The organism is Sulfitobacter profundi, assembly GCF_042661425.1.
Lineage (GTDB): Bacteria > Pseudomonadota > Alphaproteobacteria > Rhodobacterales > Rhodobacteraceae > Sulfitobacter > Sulfitobacter profundi.
In genome coordinates this window covers 1070208-1089392 of sequence record NZ_JBHSWA010000001.1, presented here as the reverse complement: position 1 = coordinate 1089392, position 19185 = coordinate 1070208, and the positions used below count along the sequence as shown (strand labels likewise).

Genomic DNA, 19185 nt, shown 5'->3' with positions numbered 1-19185 from the left:
GAAGGGGGAAGGGAGGGGGCTCTGACAGCGGCGTTGCGGTCAGTTTGCCTCGGCCAGTAGGGCGGCGACATCGAGTGGGGAGTTGACCATTTTGAGGTCGCCTTGCGCATCGCGCGGCCAGTCGGCTTGGGGAAGGTCCCGGTACAATTCAACACCGTTGTTGTCGGGATCGCGCAGGTAGACCGCTTCGCTGACGCCGTGATCGGCGGCGCCGTCCAATGTGATGCCAGCCTCAAGCACCCGGCGCAGGGCGCGCGCGAGCTGCTGCCGGTCGGGGTAGAGAAAGGCGCTGTGGTAAAGACCGGTATGGCCCGGCGGCGGCGGTGTGGCGCCCGCGCTTTCCCATGTGTTCAGCCCGATGTGGTGATGATAGCCGCCCGCGCCCAGAAACGCAGCCTGATCGCCGTAGCGTTGGGTCACGGCAAAGCCCAGCAAGTCGCCGTAAAAATGAATGGCGCGGTCAAGGTCAGCGACCTTGAGGTGTATATGGCCGACGGTTGCGTGGTTCATCGCTTGGTCCTTTCGCTTTCCAGTCAAGGTGGCAGCGAGAGGGGGCAGGCGCAATTGCGCAGGAGAGCAAGGGGGCTGTGCGGCATTGCGCGCAGCCCCGGTCTGTTAGCCGACCATGCCGACGATCTCATAGGTGCGCTTGAGGATCGGGGTGGTGATTTCGCGGGCCTGTTCCGCGCCCCGGGCGAGGATGCGGTCGATCTCGGTCTCATCGGCCATCAGGCGCTGCATTTCGGTGGTGATCGGGCCCATTTTGGATACAGCCAGTTCCGCCAGCGCGGGTTTGAAGGTGCCGAACTGCTGGCCGCCGACTTCGGCCAAGACTTGATCGATGGTCTGGTCGCTGAGGGCGGCGTAGATGTTCACGAGGTTGCGCGCTTCGGGGCGGTCCTTCAGGCCCTCGGCCTCGGACGGCAGAGCGTCGGGGTCGGTCTTGGCCTTGCGGAATTTCTTGGCGATCGTGTCGGCATCGTCGGTGAGGTTGATGCGGCTGGCGGGCGAAGGATCGGACTTCGACATTTTCTTTGATCCGTCGCGCAGGGACATGACGCGGGTGGCCGCGCCTTCGATCACTGGTTCGGTGAGGGGGAAGAAATCGACGCCATAGTCGTGGTTAAACTTGGCCGCGATGTCGCGGGTCAATTCGAGGTGCTGTTTCTGGTCCTCGCCCACCGGCACATGGGTGGCGTGGTAGATCAGGATGTCGGCGGCCATCAGCGCGGGGTAGGCGAAAAGGCCCAGCGAGGCGGCCTCGGCATTCTTGCCGGCCTTGTCTTTCCACTGGGTCATGCGGCCCATCCAGCCCATGCGGGCGACGCAGTTGAAAATCCAAGCCAGTTGCGCGTGTTCGGGCACTTGGCTTTGGTTGATCAGGATGGACTTTTCCGGGTCGATGCCCGAAGCGATGAAGCCGGCGCAAAGTTCACGGGTGCTGCGTTTGAGGTCTTCGGGCTTTTGCGGGACCGTGATCGCGTGCAGGTCGACCATGCAATAGATCGACTGCACGCCCTTTTCCTGTGCATCGGCGAAGCGCTTCAGCGCCCCCAGATAGTTGCCCAGATGCAGGTCGCCCGAGGGCTGAATGCCGGAAAACACGCGCGGGGTGAATTGGGTCTCGGACATCGGGCGGCACCTCTGGGCTGGAAAGTCTTGCGCGGCAGGCTTACTTCTGGCCGCGAACCCCGTCAAGGAGCGCCCATGCAAGACCCTGATATCCAGCCCCCGTGAACCCGTTGCCGCCAGTGGTTGTCGTGTTGTTTTTAGCCATTACTGGCGTTGAGGTGGTGTTGTCCTTGGCAGAGGCTGGGCTGGTCGGTGGCCCCGCTGCCGTAGGCTGGCGGCTGGCGCTGGTGCGCGACTTTGGCTTTTCGGGGCTGATCTTTGACGCGATGATCGGGGCGGGCCAGTACCCGATTGAGCATATCTGGCGGGTGGTGACCTATCCGTTCATTCATCTGGGCTTTACCCATGCGATCTTTGCCGTCGTGCTGTTGTTGGCGCTGGGCAAGTTGGTGGCCGAGGCGATGGGGCAGATGGCCTTTCTGGTGATCTTTGTGCTGTCGGGGATCGGCGGGGCGTTGGTTTATGGCGTGCTGTTGAACGACCCGGTTTGGTTGGCGGGCGCCTATCCAAATGTTTATGGGCTGATTGGCGGCTATAGTTTCGTGATGTGGCGGCGGTTGCTTGGCTCGGGCGGGCCGCAGTATCAGGCGTTCACGCTGATCGCTCTGCTGATGGGGCTACAGCTTTTCTGGGGCATCTTTTTTGAGACCGGCTTTTTGTGGGTCGCCGAGTTGGCCGGGTTCTTTTGTGGTTTTGGCCTGAGCTTTTTGGTCGCGCCCGGTGAATGGGCGCGACTGAGGGCGCGGTTGCAGCAGCGTTAACCGCGCCGCATTGCGGATTTGAACTCGGACAGGCGGAAGGCGCCGATCAATTGGCCGATGCCGAAGTAGCTGATCGCGGCAATTGCAAGAAGCATCACCAGCGCCAGCCCACGCCACCATGGCAGGCCCAGCATCGGTTGCAGGGCGGCGTTGCCCAACCAGAGGGCGACCCCCATCACGGCAGAGGCCATGAGGATACGCCAGATGCGTTTGTGAAACCGCGCGTCGAACTTTGCCGCATCCCCGAAACGCCGCGCGCCGATGGCAAGGCAGGCAAACATCGTCCAGCCTGCCAGCGTGGTCGCAACCGCCGGGGCGATCCAGCCGATGAAGGGCGCAAGACCAACGGCGAGGGCGGCGTTCACCACCATAGCGACCACGGCGAAATAGAAGGGGCGGCGGGTGTCTTCGCGGGCGAAATAGACCGGTTGCAGGATCTTTTGCAGCACGAAGGATGGCAGGCCGAGACCGTAGATCATCACCGCTGTGGCAATCGCTGCGGTGTCATCGACGCCAGAGGCGCCGCGCTCGAACAACACAGTGACCAGCGCGAAGGGTATGACCATCAGGGCCACTGCCGAAGGAATGGTCAGCGCGAGCGAGATTTCAGCTGCCCGGCTGAGGGCGGTCTGTGCCCCATCGTTGTCGCCGGCCCGCAAGCGGCGCGACAGGTCGGGCAGCAACACGATGCCCACGGCGATGCCCACAACGCCCAAGGGCAATTGGTACAGACGGTCTGCGGCAAAGAGCCATGAGACGGCTTTGTCATATTGACTGGCGACCAGCTGCCCGACCACGAGGTTAATCTGCATGACGCCTGAGGCCAGCGCGGCGGGCAGGGCGATGACGATCATCGCCCGCATGTCGGGAGTCCAGCGGGGCCGCGTGGGCCGCAGCGGATAGCCCGCCTCAGCCGCAGCGCGCCATGTCAGCGCCAGTTGGGCCACGCCAGCCACTGGGATCGACCAGATCAGCCAAAGCGCCACATCGCCCCCGGTGAGGGCGGCGAATGTCATGGCAGCGATGACAAAAATGTTCAGCAACACCGGCGCGGCGGCGGCCACGGCAAAGCGCCCGGTAGCATTGAGAATGCCCGAGAACAGCGCCGAGAGCGACATGCACAGGATATAGGGGAAGGCGATGCGGCCAAAGGCGACCGTCATGTCAAACCGGGGGTCTCCGACGAAACCTTCGGCGGTCAACCAGACCAGACCGGGCATGAAGATCATGCCCAAAGCGGTCAGCGCGAGCACCACCAGTGACAACCCGTTGAAGGCGTCACGGGCGAACTTACCAGCACCTTCCTCGCCCTCCAGCTTTTTCGCGAACATAGGCACGAAGGCAGCGTTGAACGCGCCCTCGGCAAAGAAACGGCGGAACATATTGGGCAGGCGGAAAGCGGCCACGAAAGCGTCCATCACCGGGCCGGGGCCAATGAGCGACAGAAGCAGTACTTCGCGCAGGAAGCCGAGCACGCGGCTCAGCAGGGTCCAAACACCGACAGTGAAAAAGCCGGACATAAGACGGATAGGTTTCATCAAAAGGTGCCTTAAATTGCGCTGAGGTGATCCCTAGCGCGGGCGCTTACCCGGTGCAATCGCGGTGAGCGGTGCCGGAAGGCTAGCCCCTTGGCTATGGCAAGGTGGCGCTTATCCCCCGGTGGGGTAGATGAACCCATTGATCGGATAGGTGCTGCCAAAGGCGCCGGGCTGGCTTTCAACCTGCACGGCAGACCAGTCGTTGGCCTTGGACACATCAATCACCGCCATCTTGAGCGAGACTTGATTGCGTTTCCAATTGGCGTGATCCACCCGGATTTCGCGCGGCGAGACGACATCGGAAACCACAGCGATATGCCCCATCGGCAACGAGCTGGTCCCGCTAAACGCCATAACGGCACCGACCACCGGCTCATCACCGCGCGGATAAAGCCCCTTGGCCTTGTCCCACCACGTTTCCGCATTGCCGCGAATCTGGATGCCGCTGACATTGCGGGCAAAGGGCACGCACCAAACGCGCTGGCCCTTGGCGCGCATGTCTTGGGCTGTCTGCACGGCCATGAAATGGCGCTGCGGATCTATTCCTGAGAAATCATAGGGCTGCGGGATGTCAGGCGCTTTGGCGCAGGCTGCCGTCAAAAGAAGTGTGGCGCAAAGGGCCATCAGGCCCCGGTTCGGCAGTGCTGCGCGTTTGACGCTCATATGTCCCTCATTCATGGAATCCCGCGCTTCTGCCGGGTTGAAAGGGATTTTGAGGATCCCATGTCAAAAGCAAAGCGCGGAAATAGAGGGTGGCGGGATTTTGCCAGTCAAAGCGTGCCGAAGGAACCCTAGCCCTCGGCCCGCTCAACCCCTGCGGCAATCGCTTCGCGCAAGCGCTTTTCCAAGGTCCGCTGCTTGGCCTCGGTGTAGTATTTCAGGCCGAACATGTCTTTGACGTAGAAGGTATCGACCACCTGCTCGCCAAAGGTCGCGATCACGGCGTTGGCAATATAGACGTTCGAGCCAGCCAAGGTGCGGGTCAGATCATAAAGAAGGCCGGGCCGGTCGCGGGTGTCGACCTCGATGATCGTATAGATTTCAGACCCTTCGTTGTCGAAAGTAATATGGGTCGGCACCTTGAAAGCGCGTTCGCGTTTCTTGACCTTATCGCGCGATTTCAGCGCATCGCGGGCGACGATTTCACCGCGGAGGGTCTTTTCGATCGTGTCGCGCAGGCGCGGCAGACGCGAAGCTTCATAGGCGTTGCCTTCGCTGTCCTGAATCCAGAAGGCATCGGTCACGAAACCGTCTTTGGTGGTATAGCTGCGCGCGTCGACGACATTGGCCCCGACCAGTGCAAGCGCCCCCGCAAGCCGAGCAAAGATGCCCGGATGATCGGCCATGACAAAGCTGGCGCGGGTGGCACCGCGATCCTCATCCGGGTGCAGGTCGATGCGGATATCATCGTTGCCGATGTCGCGCAGCAGTTCCGCAAAGGCGACATGGGCGGTGACATGCAGACCCTGCCAATAGGGCGGGTAGTGGCGGGCGGTCTCTTGCTGCAAAAGCTTGCGCGGCCAGTCGCAAAGCGCGGCGCGCAGGGCTTTCTTGGCCTCCGCCCCCGGTTCTCGCGGTTGAGATCTTCAAGCCCGGTTTCAAGTGCCCGCTCGGTCTGGCGATAGAGGGCCCGGATCAGCACCGCTTTCCAATTGTTCCACGTGTTCGGCCCGACGCCGCGAATGTCGCAGACCGTCAGCACACAGAGCAGGTCGAGCCGTTTGACCGTCTGTACCGCCTTGGCAAAATCGCGCACCGTGCGCGGATCGGCGATGTCACGTTTCTGGGCCATGTCAGACATCAGAAGGTGATAGCGCACCAGCCATTCCACGGTATCGACCTCATCGCGTTTCAGCCCCAGCCGCGGGCCGATGCGCCGCGCGAGTTTCGCGCCGATGATCGAATGATCCTCGGGTCGCCCTTTGCCGATGTCATGCAGCAGCAGTGCCACATAAAGCACCTTGCGATTGACCCCGCGCTTCAGGATCGAAGAGGCAACGGGCAGTTCTTCTTCCAGCTCGCCTTTTTCGATCCGGGCGAGGTTGGCAATGCACTGGATGGTATGTTCGTCCACGGTGTAGGAGTGGTACATATTGAACTGCATCATCGCCACGATGGGCTCAAACTCAGGGATGAAGGCGCCCAAGACGCCCAATTCGTTCATCCGCCGCAGGGAGCGTTCGGGATTGCCGTGTTTCAACAGCAGATCAAGGAAGATGCGCCGCGCCTCGGGTGTGCGGCGCATGTCATCGTCGATCAGCGCGAGGTTGGCTTTAATCAGCCGCATTGCGTCCGGGTGGATCAGCATCCCCGTGCGCAGCGCTTCTTCAAAGATCCGCAGCAGGTTCAACTTGTCTTGCAGAAACTCTTGGTCGTCTTTTAGCGCGATGCGGTTGTGGACCACCTGAAATCCTTCGCGCATTTTCGGGCGGCGGCGAAAGATGCGCTCCAGCAGCGGCTCGGCCTTCATATGCGACGCTTCAAGCCCGCTGACAAAGATACGGGTCAGATCCCCCACAGCCGTTGCGTGGCGGAAATAGGCCTGCATGAAGATCTCGACGCCCCGCCGGCCCCCGATATCCTGATAGCCCATCGCTTGGGCAACCTGCACCTGCATGTCAAAGGTCAACTGTTCCGTCGCGCGACCTGCAATCAGGTGAAGATGCCCGCGCACGGCCCAGAGAAAGGCCTCGGCCTCGCGGAAGGTGTCGTATTCATCGGCGCGAAAGACACCGAGATCGACCAGATCGGCGACCCGGTCCACGTCATGGATGAACTTGGCAATCCAAAAGAGTGAATGCAGATCGCGCAGCCCGCCTTTGCCTTCCTTGACGTTGGGCTCGACCATATAGCGCTCACCCTGTTTCAGGTGGCGGTTGTCGCGCTCCTCCAGCTTGGCTTCGATGAAATCCTTCCCGGCGCCCGAAAAGAGGTCGTTCTTAAGGCGTTCGGAAAGCTCTTGGGCGAGGGTGAGATCGCCATCGATGAACCGGTTTTCCAGCAGAGCGGTCTGGATGGTGTAGTCATCGGCCCCAAGCCGCAGGCAATCTTCGATGGTGCGGGTGGCGTGACCTACCTTCAGCTTCAAATCCCACAGGATATAGAGCATCGATTCAATCACGCTCTCCGACCAAGCGGTGGCCTTGTAGGGGATGAGGAAAAGCAGATCGACATCGGAAAAGGGCGCCATCTCTCCCCGGCCATAGCCGCCCACGCCGATCATGGCGAGCCGTTCACCCTCGGTCGGGTTCGGATTGGGGTGCAGAGCCTGCGTGGCGATCTGCAAGACGCAGCGCAGCAGTTGGTCGGTAAGATAGGTGTAGGAAGAGGTCATCGCCCGCGCATCAAAGGGCGATTCCGCAAAGCCCGCGGCGATTGCCTTGCGGCCTGCCTGCTGGGCTTCTTGGATGAGGGGGACGATCTCGGCCCGCAGCGCGGCACCTTCCAGCGTGCTATCGCGTTGCGAAAGGGCCTGCCAGACGGCTGTATCGTCAAAGATTTGTTCGGGCGCGCAAATCAGGCGCGGGTGTCGACGCGCGCCTGATGTTGTTGTCGGTTTCGCGAGGTCCAATTCAGAAACCAGCCCCGCCAAAGCCGCGCGGCGCTGGGTCTAGCACGACAACCCGGTTGTTGCGGATCGTGGCCACGGCCAGCGCACGTTCATTGGTGCCATCGCGGCGCAGACGGAAGATGCCGCTGGCCCCTTGGAAACCCGCCCCTTGGGTGAGGGCCGCACCGGAAAGCGCGTTGGATTTGCCGCTCTTTACCAAGGACCCGATCGCCGCGATCCCGTCGAAGGCCAGCCCGGCCAAAGGATGGGGGTCGCTGCCATAGGCCGCTTTGTAGCGGTTGGAGAAGGCACCGCTTGCCGCTGTGTCTGGCAGGGCAAACCAGCCGCCCTGCACGCCGGGTAGGGCCAGCGTTTGCTGCGGGATGTCCCAACGGGTCAGGCCGACATATTGTGTGGTCGCCGATTGGATCCCAGCTTCGGGCAGCAGCTCTGCGAAAAGTGGCAGGGCACTGGCCGAGGACGTTGTGAGGAACAGCGCATTCGCGCCACTGCCTTCGATCGTCGCCTTGACCCGCGGCACGGCAGCCACGACCGACTCTTGGCTCAACGCGTAATCCACGGTGCCCGCCAGTGTTGCGCCATTGGCGCTGATCGCCTGAACAATCGCATCACGGCCCAGTTGACCGGCAAGGTCTTGACCATGCAGCACGACCATTTTGTCTTTGCCATTGCGCTTGGCAAAGCTCACCAAACGGTTGGCGGTATTGGCAAAGGTCGGCCCAAGCACGAAGACATTGCCGCCCGCGATGGTCGGGTTGTTCGAGAAAGAGATCACATTGACCCCGGAAGAGGCCACCGCCACGCCGGCCGCATTGGCCGCCTCGCCGTAAACCGGCCCGAGGATGATCTTGGCCCCTTCATTCACCGCCTGAGAGGCAGCGGCAGCGGCTTTGCTGGCGTTGCCCGCGGTGCCATAGACGCGCAGGTCAATCTCGACGCCGCCAAGGTCGCGCATCGCAAGACGCGCTGCATTCTCAAGGTTTTTGGCCAGCAACTCATCGCTAGCAGAGCCACCGCGCGGCACCAAAAGCGCGACAGGAACGGGGGCAGAGGGGTCAATGCGCGGGCCGCCGGAATTGGCGCCGCCGATGGCGACGGGCTGACAGGCCGCCAGCAGGACCGCGAATAGAGGCAATAAGAGCAGGTGCATCTTCTTGCGGAAGGCTCGGAAACAGGCAATCATTTGTATTCACTCCCCGGTGGTGGCAAGACGACGACGGTCGCCGGAACATGGCCGAGATCATAGTCACTGCGAAAGGCGGGTCCAGCGTTGAAATTCCTCAAGACAGATCTAGCCCCAGGACTTTATTTCGTGGGCGTCCCAATCGGCACCGCACGCGATATCACGCTGCGTGCGCTGGACACGCTCGCCGCGGCGGATCTGCTGGCGGCCGAAGACACGCGCAGCCTGCGCAGGCTTATGGAAATCCACGGGGTGCCGCTTAATGGACGCAAGGTGATCGCCCTGCACGACCACAGCGGCCCATCCGTGCAAGAGCGGCTTATCGCGGCGGTCCGTGAGGGCAAATCGGTCGCCTATGCGTCAGAGGCGGGCATGCCCCTGATCGCCGATCCGGGCTTCGAGCTTAGCCGTGCCGCCGCCGAGGCGGGGGTGATGCAGACCTGCGCACCGGGGCCCTCGGCGGTGCTGACCGCGCTGGCGCTGGGCGGCCTGCCGACGGATGCGTTCTTCTTCGCAGGCTTCCTGCCCAATAGTAAATCCGCACGGATCGCGGCGCTGGAAAAGCTGCGCGACGTGCCGGGAACCTTGGTATTTTACGAATCACCCAAACGGCTTGGGGCCATGCTGCGCGATGCGGCAACCGCGCTGGGCGCGGGGCGTAAAGCAGCCATGTGCCGAGAGTTGACCAAGAAGTTCGAAGAGATTCAACGCGATACGCTTGAAAACCTTGCAGAGACCTATCAGGGCCAATCGCCAAAAGGCGAAGTGGTCGTTCTTATTGATCGAAGCCGTTCAGAGTCTGTTAATCACCTTGACCTAGAAACAGATTTGCAACGGGCGCTTAAAGAGATGTCGATGCGTGACGCTGTCGATTTGGTGGCGCAGGCCCATGGCCTGCCACGGCGGCAAGTCTATCAGGCGGCATTGGCGCTCGGCAAAGGTTAGGACAACGGTCGGAGTAACGAACATGGCGCAGGGTGACACAGGAATGATGCGAACTGCGGCCAAACGCCAACGGGGCCGCATGGCCTATCATGCCGGGATCGCAGCCGAAAATAGGATCGCGCAAGACTACGAAAGACGCGGCTTTGCCATCGCGCGCCGCCGCTGGCGTGGCCGCGCCGGAGAGATTGACCTGATCCTGCGCGATGGGGCTGCCCTGATCTTTGTCGAAGTGAAGCAAAGCCGAAGTTTCGCGCGTGCCGCTGAAAGCCTCTCCGCCCGACAGATGCAACGCATTTACCGCTCTGCCGAAGAATTCCTTGCCGGTGAACCTGCTGGCAGCCTGACCGAAGTGCGCTTTGACGTGGCGCTTGTCGATGGGCAGGGAGCCACGGAAATCATCGAAAACGCTTTTGGCTACGGCTGACCCATTGCGCATAGGCCCCTGCTGCGCCATCTAAGAAGCGATCCCAAACGCCTGCACCGTCGGTCCGGGTCGGATCACGACAAGGTAAGCAGCGGGGGACGCCGATGAAAATCGCCTTTCAAATGGACCCGATCGGGGACGTGAACATCAACGCCGACAGCAGCTTTCGGCTGGCTGAAGAAGCGCAGGCGCGGGGGCATGAGCTGTTCTTTTACACACCCGATCATCTGGCGTACCAAGAGGGGCGGATCACCGCGCGGGGCTATGATTTTACCGTACAGCGCGTGCAGGGCGATCATGCCCAGTTCGGAGAGGAGCGAGAGGTCGATCTGGCCGATTTCGACGTGGTTTGGCTGCGCCAAGACCCGCCTTTCGACATGCACTACATTACCTCGACCCATTTGCTGGACCGGCTGAAAGACACCACATTGGTGGTCAACGATCCCTTCTGGGTGCGCAACTATCCCGAGAAACTTTTGGTTCTCGATTTCCCCGACCTGACGCCGCCCACCACCATTGCGCGGGATCTATCGACCATCAAAGCCTTCAAGGCGAAGCACGGCGATGTGATCTTGAAGCCGCTCTATGGCAATGGCGGCGCCGGGGTGTTCCGGCTGGATGCCAATGACCGCAACCTTACCTCGTTGCATGAGCTATTCACCGGTTTCTCTCGGGAGCCGCTGATCGTTCAGAAATTCCTGCCTGCCGTGTCGAAAGGCGACAAGCGCGTCATCCTTGTGGACGGGGAGCCAGTAGGCGCGATCAACCGCGTACCGGCGGAAGGCGAAACGCGGTCGAATATGCATGTCGGCGGGCGACCAGAGAAGGTCGGGTTGACCGAGCGCGATCTGGAGATTTGCGCCGCCATTGGCCCATTGCTGAAAGAAAAGGGTCAGGTCTTCGTCGGTATCGATGTCATCGGCGACTATTTGACCGAAATCAACGTGACCTCTCCCACCGGCATTCAGGAACTGGAACGGTTCGACGGCGAGAATATCGCCGGCAAAATCTGGGAGGCGATCGAGGCCCGCCGCGGGTGAGCCTGCGCCAGCAACTTTTGAACCGCTGCCTGCGTCTGACAGAGAAGCCTTTGTTGGCGCGCGCAAACCCTCAAATGCTGCGGGCCACGATGGAGATGCAGGCGCGGCTCTTTTTCAAAGGGCCGGGCGATGTCTCTGCCGAATGGCGGGGCTTGCCGGGGGCGGGTTCGGCGCTTTGGCTTACGCCACAGGGCCCCTCGAATGGTCGCGTGATCCTCTACATCCATGGCGGTGGATTTGTTTTCGGCAGCCCGGAAACCCACCGTGCCATGGTCGCGCGTTTGTCGCTGCTGACGGGCGCGCAGGCGGTGCTGCCGCGCTATGCGCGGGTGCCGGAGGCGGCCTTTCCCAAACCTGCGGAAGACATCCGCGCGGCTTGGGACGCGCTGTGTCGGACAGGCATCGCCGCGCGGGACATCGTGATTGGCGGCGACAGCGCGGGCGGTGCTTTGGTCTTTGATCTTTTGGCGGAGCTTTGCCGCGAAGGCGCGGCGCTGCCTGCGGGCGTCTTCGGGCTTTCCCCCTTGTTGGACATGACCTTTTCCGGCGCGAGCTTCACGCAGAATGCCGAAAGTGACGTGTTGTTGCCCGCCGCCCGCGCGGCAGAGATGGCGCGGCTATATCTGCGGGGGCAGAGCGCAGAGAGCCCGCGGGCAAGTCCAATCCTCGCGGATTTCAATGGGGCGCCGCCGGTCTGGCTTACCGTAAGTGACAGCGAAATCCTACGCGACGACAGCCGCCGCTTGGCGGCCCGTTTGCGCGACGCGCAGGTGCCGGTCACCTTTCAAGAGGTCCATGATCTGCCGCATGTTTGGCCGCTGTTCCAAAACCACCTGCCGGAGGCGCGGGAGACCCTTGCGACCCTGGCCGGGTGGATCAACGCCTTGCCGCCAGGTCGGGCAGGCGAAAGCTGATCGCTTCGGCCATATGGGGGCGGCGCACCTCGGCGGCGCCCTCGAGATCGGCGATGGTGCGGGCCACGCGCATGACCCGGTGATACCCACGCGCGGAGAGGCAAAACCGTTCAGCCGCACGCAGCAGCAGGTCGCGCGCTTCCGCATCCGGGCTGCCGACTGTTTCGAGCAATTCCCCCGCCGCGTCGGCATTGGCCGATATGCCGTCATGCTGGGCGTAGCGGGTTGATTGGAGCGCCCGCGCGGCAGCGACCCTTGCCGCAACCTCGGCAGAGGTGTCTCCGTTGGCGGGCAGGTTGAGGTCACTGTAGCTGACGGGCGGCACGTCGACACGCAGGTCGAAACGGTCCATCAGCGGGCCCGAAATGCGGCCTAGGTAGTCTTCGCCGCAGGCCGGGACGCGGGCGCAGGCGCGGGCCGGATCGGGCAGATAACCGCATTTACACGGGTTTGCTGCGGCCACCAGCATGAAGCGGCAGGGGTATTTCACATGGGCGTTGGCGCGCGCGATCATGACCTCGCCAGTCTCGATTGGCTGGCGCAGGGTTTCGAGGACCGTGCGATTGAACTCTGGAAACTCATCCATGAACAGCACGCCATTATGCGCGAGGGATGCCTCACCCGGTCGTGCTTGGCGTCCGCCGCCGATGATCGCGGCCATCGAGGCCGTGTGATGCGGCTCGCGAAAGGGGCGGCTGCGGGAAATGCCCCCTCATCCAGAAGCCCGGCGAGGGAGTGGATCATCGACGTCTCCAGCGCCTCGGTCGCTGTGAGCGGCGGCAGGATGCCCGGCAGCCGTGCGGCCAGCATGGATTTGCCCGAACCCGGCGTGCCGACCAACATCAAATGGTGCCGTCCGGCGGCGGCGATTTCCAGCGCGCGTTTGGCGCGTTCCTGACCTTTGACTTCGCGTAGATCGCGGCCTGCCGCAGTCAATGGCACTTCCCCCGGCTCTGCGGGGGTGATTGGCACTTGGCCTGTGTAGTGGCGAACAACGTCGCCTAGATTGGCCGCGGCGATGATCTGTGTGTTGCCGACCCAAGCGGCCTCTGCTCCCGATCCTGCGGGGCATAGAAGGCTGCGGTCGTGGGTGGCGGCAGCCATCGCCGCGGGGAGGGCACCGACGACCGGCATCAGCGTGCCGTCGAGCGAAAGCTCTCCCAAGGCGACCACATTCTGGGTGATGTCTTCCGGCAGGATGTCGAGTGCTGACAGAAGTGCCAGTGCGATGGGCAGGTCGAAGTGACTGCCCTCCTTGAGCAGGTCTGCTGGGGAGAGGTTCACGGTGATGCGTTTTGACGGCAATGCGATGGCCATGGCGCTGAGCGCGGTGCGCACCCGGTCGCGCGCTTCTGACACGGCCTTGTCCGCCAGTCCGACGATAGAGAAACCGGGCAGGCCCGCAGTGACCGCGCATTGCACCTCGACAATGCGCGCCTCAACCCCTGGAATGCGACCGTATAGGCCCGCGATACCATTGCCTACTCTCCCGCCTTGCTATGGTTAATCGATAGGCAAGACGGGTTTAGGAATGGTTAATGCAGGTCTTAGGCCGCCTTAGCGACGGGCCAGTCCCGTTTGGGCAAACCAAGCTCATAGGGAAACGGCTCATACGCGGTTTCCAACCCGGCAGCGCGCCATGTTTTGAAGGCCGGATCATGGATTGTGGCGTCGCAATAGGCCCGCGCATCAGCCGAGACAGGCAGGTCATAGCCGACGATCCGCGCGGCAACCGGGGCATAGAATACGTCAGCGAGCGAGTAGGCCCCGAAAAGCCACGGCCCTGCGCTGCGCGATTGGCTGCGGGCATGTCGCCACAAGTCTTCGATGCGCTCTAGGTCTTGCCGGGTGTCGGCATCCGGGTCGAACCCTTCCCACACATGTTGCAATTGCATCGGGCAGGCTCCGCGCAGCGCGCCGAAGCCGGAAGCCATCGCAGCACATAGCCAGCGCGCCGTGGCGCGTGCGGCTGGATCGGCGGGCCAGAGCCCGGCATCGGGATGCCGTTCGGCCAGCGTTTCGGCCATGGCCAGCGTCTCTCCCACCACGGTGCCGTCGGGCAGACGCAGGGCAGGCACCAAACGCGCCGGGGCGAGGGGGCAAGGTCTTGGGCCATGGTCCCACTGTAGAGGCCGACCAGATGCGCGCGATAGGGCAGACCGAATTTCTCAAGCATCAGCCATCCCCTGAGGGACCAACTGGAGAAGGTGCGATCGCCGATATAAAGATCATATGTCATAGGCGAAATTAGGCAGAAGCAGGTCGCCAAGCAAAGCCCTTTGTGCGGCGGTGCAGGCTAGGGCGTGTGATTAATGCCGTTGATCCGCCAAGTGCCGCTTTCATGTACCAAATGCGTGACCGAGAGATTGTCGATCTTATGGGCCATCGCCTCAAGCGGGCCGCCGCCTTGGGCCTGTTGGACCTGCGTGAGGATCACCCCGAAATGCGCCACTGCGATCACATGGGCGTTGGGGTGGGCCGCGTTGATCCGTGCCACCACTCGGTCGACGCGGGCCTTGGTCTGGTTCCAGCTTTCCCCTTCGGGGGCCGCGACATCGCCGGGCGTCTCCCAATAGGCGCGACTGAGGTCGGGGTCACGCGCGGCAACTTCGGAAAAATGCAGCCCGTCCCAAGCGCCGAAATGCAGTTCGCGCAGCCCGTGTTCATGGGGCAGGCGGCGGCGCTTGGGCTGGGCGAGCGCATCCGCCGTATCCACCGCGCGCATCAGGTCCGAGGACACAAGCAGCGCGTCATCAGGCAGGTGCAGGTTCAAACGTGCCAGACGGGGGGCATCGGAAAGGTCGGCCGGGACATCGCGCCAACCGACGAAGTTTTTCTCATGGGTCGGGCCGTGGCGCACCCAGTGCCAGATGGTCATGGCATTTCCCCTTTCAGCAGTTGCGGCAGGCCAACGACGACCTGCACCACGGTGTCCGCCTCGGCGGCCAAGGCGATGTTGAGCCGCCCCTGCGCCTCGCGGAACTGCCGCGCCATAGCGTTCTCGGGCACGATGCCTTGGCCGACCTCGTTCGAGACGATGACCCAATGCGCGGCACAGGCTTGTAGAGCCGTCAAAAGCTGTGCCTGAGCGGTCATTAGATCGCTGTCTTCCATCAAATGATTGCTAAGCCACATGGTCGCGCAGTCGATCAGCACGATTTCGCCTGCGGGCAATTTCGCCAGCGGTTCGGCCAGATCGAGCGGGCATTCAACGGTGCGCCATCCTGCATCACGTCTTGCTTGATGCTTTTTCACGCGTTCTTGAACTTCGTCATCCCAAATGCGTCCGGTGGCAAGGTAAGTCTTTGGCAAACCGTAGGAATTTACGAGGCTCTCAGCCCATTCCGACTTGCCCGAGGCCGCCCCGCCTAGGGCAAAGGTAGTTCTAGGCAACATCTTCTCACCAAATATTTGAACCAAATGGCATGTCTCTGCGTATCTCCACCAACGGCCCATCACAAGGTGCGCCACGCATTTCTCAAGGGGGATACCAAATGTCATTGCAGACCGCTCGCGAATTTTCACTCACCCGCACCGCAATGAAGGCCGAATTGCTCGACGCCGAGACAGAGTTGGAATTGGCCTATGCGTGGCGTGATCAGCGGGATGAGGCCGCTCTGCATCGTTTGATCACCGCCTACATGCGTTTGGCGATCTCAATGGCGGGCAAGTTCAAGCGCTACGGCGCGCCGATGAACGATTTGATCCAAGAGGCTGGTCTGGGCCTGATGAAAGCCGCCGACAAATTCGACCCCGACCGCGGCGTGCGGTTCTCGACCTATGCGGTCTGGTGGATCAAGGCGAGCATTCAGGATCATGTGATGCGCAACTGGTCGATGGTACGGACCGGTTCGACCTCCTCGCAGAAATCCCTGTTTTTCAACATGCGCCGCGTGCAGGCCCGGTTGGAGCGTGAGGCCACGGCCATGGGCGAGACATTGGACAAGCACCAGCTGCGCCAGATGATCTCGACCGAGATCGGCGTGCCGTTGCATGATGTCGAGATGATGGAAGGGCGTCTGTCGGGCTCTGACTATTCGCTGAACGCCACGCAATCGGCTGAGGACGAAGGCCGCGAGTGGATCGAAGCGCTGGCCGACGAAAGCGCGCAGGCCGCGGAACGTGTCGAAGAAAGCCACGACACCGCGCAACTGCGCAACTGGCTGCTGACGGCCATGCAGGGGCTGTCCGAACGGGAGCAGTTCATCGTGCGCGAGCGCAAATTGCGCGACCCTGCCCGCACCTTGGAGAGCCTCGGGGATGAGCTGAGCCTCAGCAAAGAGCGGGTGCGCCAGCTTGAGGCCGCGGCCTTTGGCAAAATGCGCAAGTCGCTTGAACTGCAATCGCGCGAGGTTTTTGCCTTTCTCGCCTGACCCCCTACAGCGATGCCCACCGGGGCTGGCAGATTTCGCCGCCCCGGATTAAGGTCTCCCGAACGCAAACGGGGGCCTTTATGCTGTCGGGCAAACATATTCTGCTGATCATCGGCGGTGGCATTGCCGCCTATAAATCCCTCGATCTGATCCGCCGCCTGCGCGAACGCGGGGCCAAGGTGACCCCGGTTTTGACCCGCGCAGGCGAAGAGTTCGTCACCCCGCTTTCCGTCTCTGCCCTGACCGGGGTGAAGGTGTTTCGCGATCTTTTCGATCTGGGGGATGAGGCCGAGATGGGCCATATTCAACTTAGCCGCGCGGCAGACCTGCTGGTGGTCGCCCCCGCCACGGCTGATCTGATGGCCAAGATGGCGCAGGGTGCGGCGAATGATCTGGCCTCGACCCTGCTGTTGGCCACCGACACGCCCGTATTGCTGGCGCCTGCGATGAATGTGCGCATGTGGCAGCACCCCGCGACACAGCGCAACATCGCCACGTTGCGCGGCGATGGCATCACCATGGTGGGCCCGAATGACGGTGACATGGCCTGCGGCGAATTTGGACCGGGGCGCATGGCCGAACCGCTTGAGATTGTCGCCGCTGTTGAGGCCCAGCTTGGCAATGGACCTCTCAAGGGCAAACGCATCCTCGTTACCTCCGGCCCGACCCATGAGCCGATCGACCCGGTGCGCTACATCGCCAACCGCTCTTCTGGTGCGCAGGGCACGGCCATCGCGCGCGCGCTCAGGGCTTTGGGGGCAGAGGTGACCTTTGTCACCGGCCCGGCAGAGGTTGCGCCGCCCGAGGGGGTCAAGGTGGTGCCCGTGCAAACGGCGCAAGAGATGATGCAGGCGGTAGACGCCGCACTGCCCGCCGATGCCGCCGTCTTTGCCGCTGCGGTGGCCGATTGGCACGTGCAGGGCGCAGGGGACCGCAAGCTGAAGAAATCCAAAGACGGGCTGCCCAGTCTCACATTCGCGGAAAACCCCGACATCTTGAAAACCATCAGCCAGCGCAGCGAAGGCCGCCCCGCGCTCGTCGTGGGCTTCGCGGCAGAGACCGACGATGTGCTGGCCCATGCCACCGAGAAACGCGCGCGCAAGGGCTGTGACTGGATCGTCGCCAACGACGTTTCCCCCGCCACCGGCATCATGGGCGGGCGCGAGAATGCCGTGACGCTGATCACCGACGCGGGCGCAGAGGACTGGCCGCGCATGGGCAAGGATGCCGTGGCCGCCCGTCTGGCCGAACGCATCGCCGCAGCACTTGCCTAAGGGGAAGCTATGACGACGATCAAACTCTGCTGGGCCGATGGCGCGGACCGCAGCCTGCCACTGCCTGCCTATGAAAGCGCAGGCGCGGCGGGCGCGGACCTGCGGGCCAACCTGCCCGAAGGTCCGGTCACGCTGGCCCCTGGCGCGCGGGCGCTGATCTCGACCGGATTGCATATGGCGATCCCGCAGGGGTTCGAGGTGCAGATCCGCCCGCGCTCGGGCCTTGCGCTGAAACATGGGATCACCTTGATCAACAGCCCCGGCACCATCGACAGCGATTATCGCGGCATCGTGGGGGTGATCATGGGCAATATGGGGCAAGAGGCGTTTACCGTCGAACACGGCATGCGCATCGCACAGATGGTCGCGGCCCCGGTGATGCAGGCGGGGTTCGATCTGGCCGACAGCCTTGATGAAACCCTGCGCGGCGCGGGCGGTTTCGGCTCGACGGGGGCGCTCTGATGCTGGCGGTTTTAATCATCGCTGCCGCTCTTTGGTTTGGCGGCGGGTTTCTCGGCCTGCCGCGCGGGCTACGTGCGGGGCTGGTTGCGGTTATGTATCTGGCTTTGGTGGGGCTGCATCTGGTCTTTCCGGCCACGCACCCGCTGCGGCTGGCCACCGGGGGCAGCGCCGCGCCTTGGCTGCTGCTGGGCGGCTTCGTTGCGCTGGTGATGCTCTACCGGCAGGGGCTGGCAACCCTGCGCGCCCGCGCCACACCGCGCGAACCGGCGGCGCCCCAGACCTCGGGCCGTTTCTCGGACAGTGAACTCAGCCGTTATGCCCGCCATATCGTACTACGCGAGGTCGGCGGGGCCGGGCAAAAGGCGTTGAAAAACGCCAAGGTGCTTGTCGTGGGGGCGGGTGGCCTCGGCGCGCCGGCGCTGCAATATCTCGCGGCGGCGGGCGTTGGCACCATCGGGGTGATCGACGACGACACGGTCGAGAACGCGAACCTGCAACGGCAGGTGATCCACAAAGACGCGGCCATCGGCACGCCCAAGGTCTTCTCGGCCCAAGCCGAGATGCTGGCGCAAAACCCCCATATCACCGTGCGCCCCTACCACCGTCGCCTCAGCGACGAGATCGCCGCCGAACTGGTGGCCGACTATGACCTCGTGCTCGACGGGACCGATAATTTCGACACCCGTTACCGGGTCAATGCCGCCTGTGTCGCGGCTGGTAAGCCACTGATTTCAGGCGCGCTCAGCCAGTGGGAGGGGCAGCTCAGCATCTTTGATCCCGCGCGCGGTGCGCCCTGCTATCGCTGCATTTTTCCGCAAGCGCCTGCCGCGGGGCTGGCACCCTCCTGTGCCGAGGCCGGGGTGATCGGGCCGCTGCCCGGCGTGATCGGCACGATGATGGCGCTTGAGGCGGTTAAGCTGATCACCGGCGCGGGCAGCGTGCTGCGCGGCGAGATGATGATCTACGACGGGCTTTACGGTGAGACCCGCAAGATCGGGCTCAAGCGGCGGGCGGGCTGCGAAACCTGCGGCGGGTGATTGCAAGTCTCCTCCCCGCGCCCCATCTAGA

Annotated in this window: 17 protein-coding genes and 2 pseudogenes; 9 read left to right on the top strand and 10 right to left on the bottom strand. The window is 62.8% G+C overall.

Going from position 1 to position 19185, the window contains the following annotated elements:
- Positions 1-39: 39 nt before the first annotated feature.
- Together ACFQAU_RS05715 and trpS are read right to left on the bottom strand one after the other, a co-directional pair.
- Positions 40-510, bottom strand: a complete 471-nt coding sequence (locus tag ACFQAU_RS05715; protein ID WP_132444797.1) for a VOC family protein — start codon at positions 508-510, stop codon at positions 40-42.
- Between the two features lie 105 nt (positions 511-615).
- A complete protein-coding gene (gene trpS / locus ACFQAU_RS05710; RefSeq protein WP_132444795.1) occupies positions 616-1632 on the bottom strand; it encodes a tryptophan--tRNA ligase in 1017 nt (338 codons plus the stop codon).
- Between the two features lie 128 nt (positions 1633-1760).
- Between trpS and ACFQAU_RS05705 the strand changes: the two genes are divergently transcribed.
- Positions 1761-2393, top strand: a complete 633-nt coding sequence (locus ACFQAU_RS05705) for a rhomboid family intramembrane serine protease (protein WP_386281106.1) — start codon at positions 1761-1763, stop codon at positions 2391-2393.
- Here the strand turns inward: ACFQAU_RS05705 and murJ are convergent.
- The 4 genes and pseudogenes from murJ to ACFQAU_RS05685 all read right to left on the bottom strand — a co-directional run bounded on the left by murJ (position 2390) and on the right by ACFQAU_RS05685 (position 8685).
- A complete protein-coding gene (murJ, locus tag ACFQAU_RS05700; RefSeq protein WP_132444791.1) occupies positions 2390-3931 on the bottom strand; it encodes a murein biosynthesis integral membrane protein MurJ in 1542 nt (513 codons plus the stop codon). The two genes, ACFQAU_RS05705 and murJ, sit on opposite strands and share 4 nt — an antisense overlap.
- 111 nt (positions 3932-4042) lie before the next feature.
- Positions 4043-4594 carry a CHAP domain-containing protein gene (locus ACFQAU_RS05695; RefSeq protein WP_240791594.1) on the bottom strand — a complete coding sequence of 184 codons (552 nt, stop codon included), beginning with the start codon at positions 4592-4594 and terminating at the stop codon, positions 4043-4045.
- 128 nt (positions 4595-4722) lie between these two features.
- Positions 4723-7502, bottom strand: a pseudogene (locus ACFQAU_RS05690) ([protein-PII] uridylyltransferase).
- A 1-nt stretch (position 7503) separates the two neighbouring features.
- A complete protein-coding gene (locus ACFQAU_RS05685; protein WP_132444787.1) occupies positions 7504-8685 on the bottom strand; it encodes a penicillin-binding protein activator in 1182 nt (393 codons plus the stop codon).
- A gap of 87 nt (positions 8686-8772) precedes the next feature.
- Here ACFQAU_RS05685 and rsmI point away from each other — a divergent pair, with 87 nt between their 5' ends.
- From rsmI to ACFQAU_RS05665, 4 genes are all read left to right on the top strand, one after another.
- A complete protein-coding gene (gene rsmI / locus ACFQAU_RS05680; RefSeq protein WP_120350138.1) occupies positions 8773-9630 on the top strand; it encodes a 16S rRNA (cytidine(1402)-2'-O)-methyltransferase in 858 nt (285 codons plus the stop codon).
- A gap of 46 nt (positions 9631-9676) precedes the next feature.
- Complete coding sequence (locus tag ACFQAU_RS05675) at positions 9677-10054, top strand: YraN family protein (RefSeq protein WP_067941502.1); 378 nt, start codon at positions 9677-9679, stop codon at positions 10052-10054.
- 104 nt (positions 10055-10158) lie between these two features.
- A complete protein-coding gene (gshB, locus tag ACFQAU_RS05670) occupies positions 10159-11094 on the top strand; it encodes a glutathione synthase (protein ID WP_067941500.1) in 936 nt (311 codons plus the stop codon).
- The gene (locus ACFQAU_RS05665; RefSeq protein WP_132444783.1) at positions 11091-12008 is read left to right on the top strand and encodes an alpha/beta hydrolase; all 918 of its coding nucleotides are present in this window, start codon (positions 11091-11093) and stop codon (positions 12006-12008) included. Before gshB ends, ACFQAU_RS05665 begins: the two co-directional genes overlap by 4 nt.
- On the opposite strand, the pseudogene ACFQAU_RS05660 reads toward ACFQAU_RS05665, so the two are convergent.
- From ACFQAU_RS05660 to cobU, 4 genes and pseudogenes are all read right to left on the bottom strand, one after another.
- A pseudogene (locus ACFQAU_RS05660) lies at positions 11971-13486 on the bottom strand (YifB family Mg chelatase-like AAA ATPase). The gene ACFQAU_RS05665 and the pseudogene ACFQAU_RS05660 sit on opposite strands and share 38 nt — an antisense overlap.
- A 69-nt stretch (positions 13487-13555) precedes the next feature.
- Positions 13556-14086 (bottom strand): glutathione S-transferase family protein, encoded by a 531-nt coding sequence (locus ACFQAU_RS05655; protein ID WP_386281098.1) that lies wholly within the window; start codon positions 14084-14086, stop codon positions 13556-13558.
- 218 nt (positions 14087-14304) lie between these two features.
- Positions 14305-14886, bottom strand: a complete 582-nt coding sequence (locus ACFQAU_RS05650) for a histidine phosphatase family protein (protein ID WP_120350142.1) — start codon at positions 14884-14886, stop codon at positions 14305-14307.
- Positions 14883-15404: a bifunctional adenosylcobinamide kinase/adenosylcobinamide-phosphate guanylyltransferase gene (cobU, locus tag ACFQAU_RS05645; RefSeq protein WP_132444778.1), complete on the bottom strand. Its 522-nt coding sequence runs from the start codon at positions 15402-15404 to the stop codon at positions 14883-14885. Before cobU ends, ACFQAU_RS05650 begins: the two co-directional genes overlap by 4 nt.
- A gap of 98 nt (positions 15405-15502) precedes the next feature.
- Here cobU and ACFQAU_RS05640 point away from each other — a divergent pair, with 98 nt between their 5' ends.
- The 4 genes from ACFQAU_RS05640 to ACFQAU_RS05625 all read left to right on the top strand — a co-directional run bounded on the left by ACFQAU_RS05640 (position 15503) and on the right by ACFQAU_RS05625 (position 19154).
- Positions 15503-16381 carry an RNA polymerase factor sigma-32 gene (locus tag ACFQAU_RS05640; RefSeq protein ID WP_067626281.1) on the top strand — a complete coding sequence of 293 codons (879 nt, stop codon included), beginning with the start codon at positions 15503-15505 and terminating at the stop codon, positions 16379-16381.
- Positions 16382-16461: 80 nt separating this feature from the next.
- On the top strand, positions 16462-17655 hold the full coding sequence (coaBC, locus tag ACFQAU_RS05635) for a bifunctional phosphopantothenoylcysteine decarboxylase/phosphopantothenate--cysteine ligase CoaBC (RefSeq protein WP_132444776.1): 1194 nt from the start codon (positions 16462-16464) through the stop codon (positions 17653-17655).
- A gap of 9 nt (positions 17656-17664) precedes the next feature.
- The gene (dut, locus tag ACFQAU_RS05630) at positions 17665-18117 is read left to right on the top strand and encodes a dUTP diphosphatase (protein ID WP_132444774.1); all 453 of its coding nucleotides are present in this window, start codon (positions 17665-17667) and stop codon (positions 18115-18117) included.
- Positions 18117-19154, top strand: coding sequence for a HesA/MoeB/ThiF family protein (locus ACFQAU_RS05625; RefSeq protein WP_132444772.1), 1038 nt, complete (start codon positions 18117-18119; stop codon positions 19152-19154). The genes dut and ACFQAU_RS05625 overlap by 1 nt, the downstream gene beginning before the upstream one ends.
- Positions 19155-19185: the final 31 nt, after the last annotated feature.

What these genes read in the sequence shown, in the direction of transcription:
- ACFQAU_RS05715 (WP_132444797.1), bottom strand. Translation starts at nt 510, where the DNA reads ATGAACCACGCAACCGTCGGCCATATACACCTCAAGGTCGCTGACCTT.
- trpS (WP_132444795.1), bottom strand. Translation starts at nt 1,632, where the DNA reads ATGTCCGAGACCCAATTCACCCCGCGCGTGTTTTCCGGCATTCAGCCC.
- murJ (WP_132444791.1), bottom strand. Translation starts at nt 3,931, where the DNA reads ATGAAACCTATCCGTCTTATGTCCGGCTTTTTCACTGTCGGTGTTTGG.
- ACFQAU_RS05695 (WP_240791594.1), bottom strand. Translation starts at nt 4,594, where the DNA reads ATGAGCGTCAAACGCGCAGCACTGCCGAACCGGGGCCTGATGGCCCTT.
- ACFQAU_RS05685 (WP_132444787.1), bottom strand. Translation starts at nt 8,685, where the DNA reads ATGATTGCCTGTTTCCGAGCCTTCCGCAAGAAGATGCACCTGCTCTTA.
- ACFQAU_RS05675 (WP_067941502.1), top strand. Translation starts at nt 9,677, where the DNA reads ATGCGAACTGCGGCCAAACGCCAACGGGGCCGCATGGCCTATCATGCC.
- gshB (WP_067941500.1), top strand. Translation starts at nt 10,159, where the DNA reads ATGAAAATCGCCTTTCAAATGGACCCGATCGGGGACGTGAACATCAAC.
- ACFQAU_RS05650 (WP_120350142.1), bottom strand. Translation starts at nt 14,886, where the DNA reads ATGACCATCTGGCACTGGGTGCGCCACGGCCCGACCCATGAGAAAAAC.
- cobU (WP_132444778.1), bottom strand. Translation starts at nt 15,404, where the DNA reads ATGTTGCCTAGAACTACCTTTGCCCTAGGCGGGGCGGCCTCGGGCAAG.
- ACFQAU_RS05640 (WP_067626281.1), top strand. Translation starts at nt 15,503, where the DNA reads ATGTCATTGCAGACCGCTCGCGAATTTTCACTCACCCGCACCGCAATG.
- coaBC (WP_132444776.1), top strand. Translation starts at nt 16,462, where the DNA reads ATGCTGTCGGGCAAACATATTCTGCTGATCATCGGCGGTGGCATTGCC.
- dut (WP_132444774.1), top strand. Translation starts at nt 17,665, where the DNA reads ATGACGACGATCAAACTCTGCTGGGCCGATGGCGCGGACCGCAGCCTG.
- ACFQAU_RS05625 (WP_132444772.1), top strand. Translation starts at nt 18,117, where the DNA reads ATGCTGGCGGTTTTAATCATCGCTGCCGCTCTTTGGTTTGGCGGCGGG.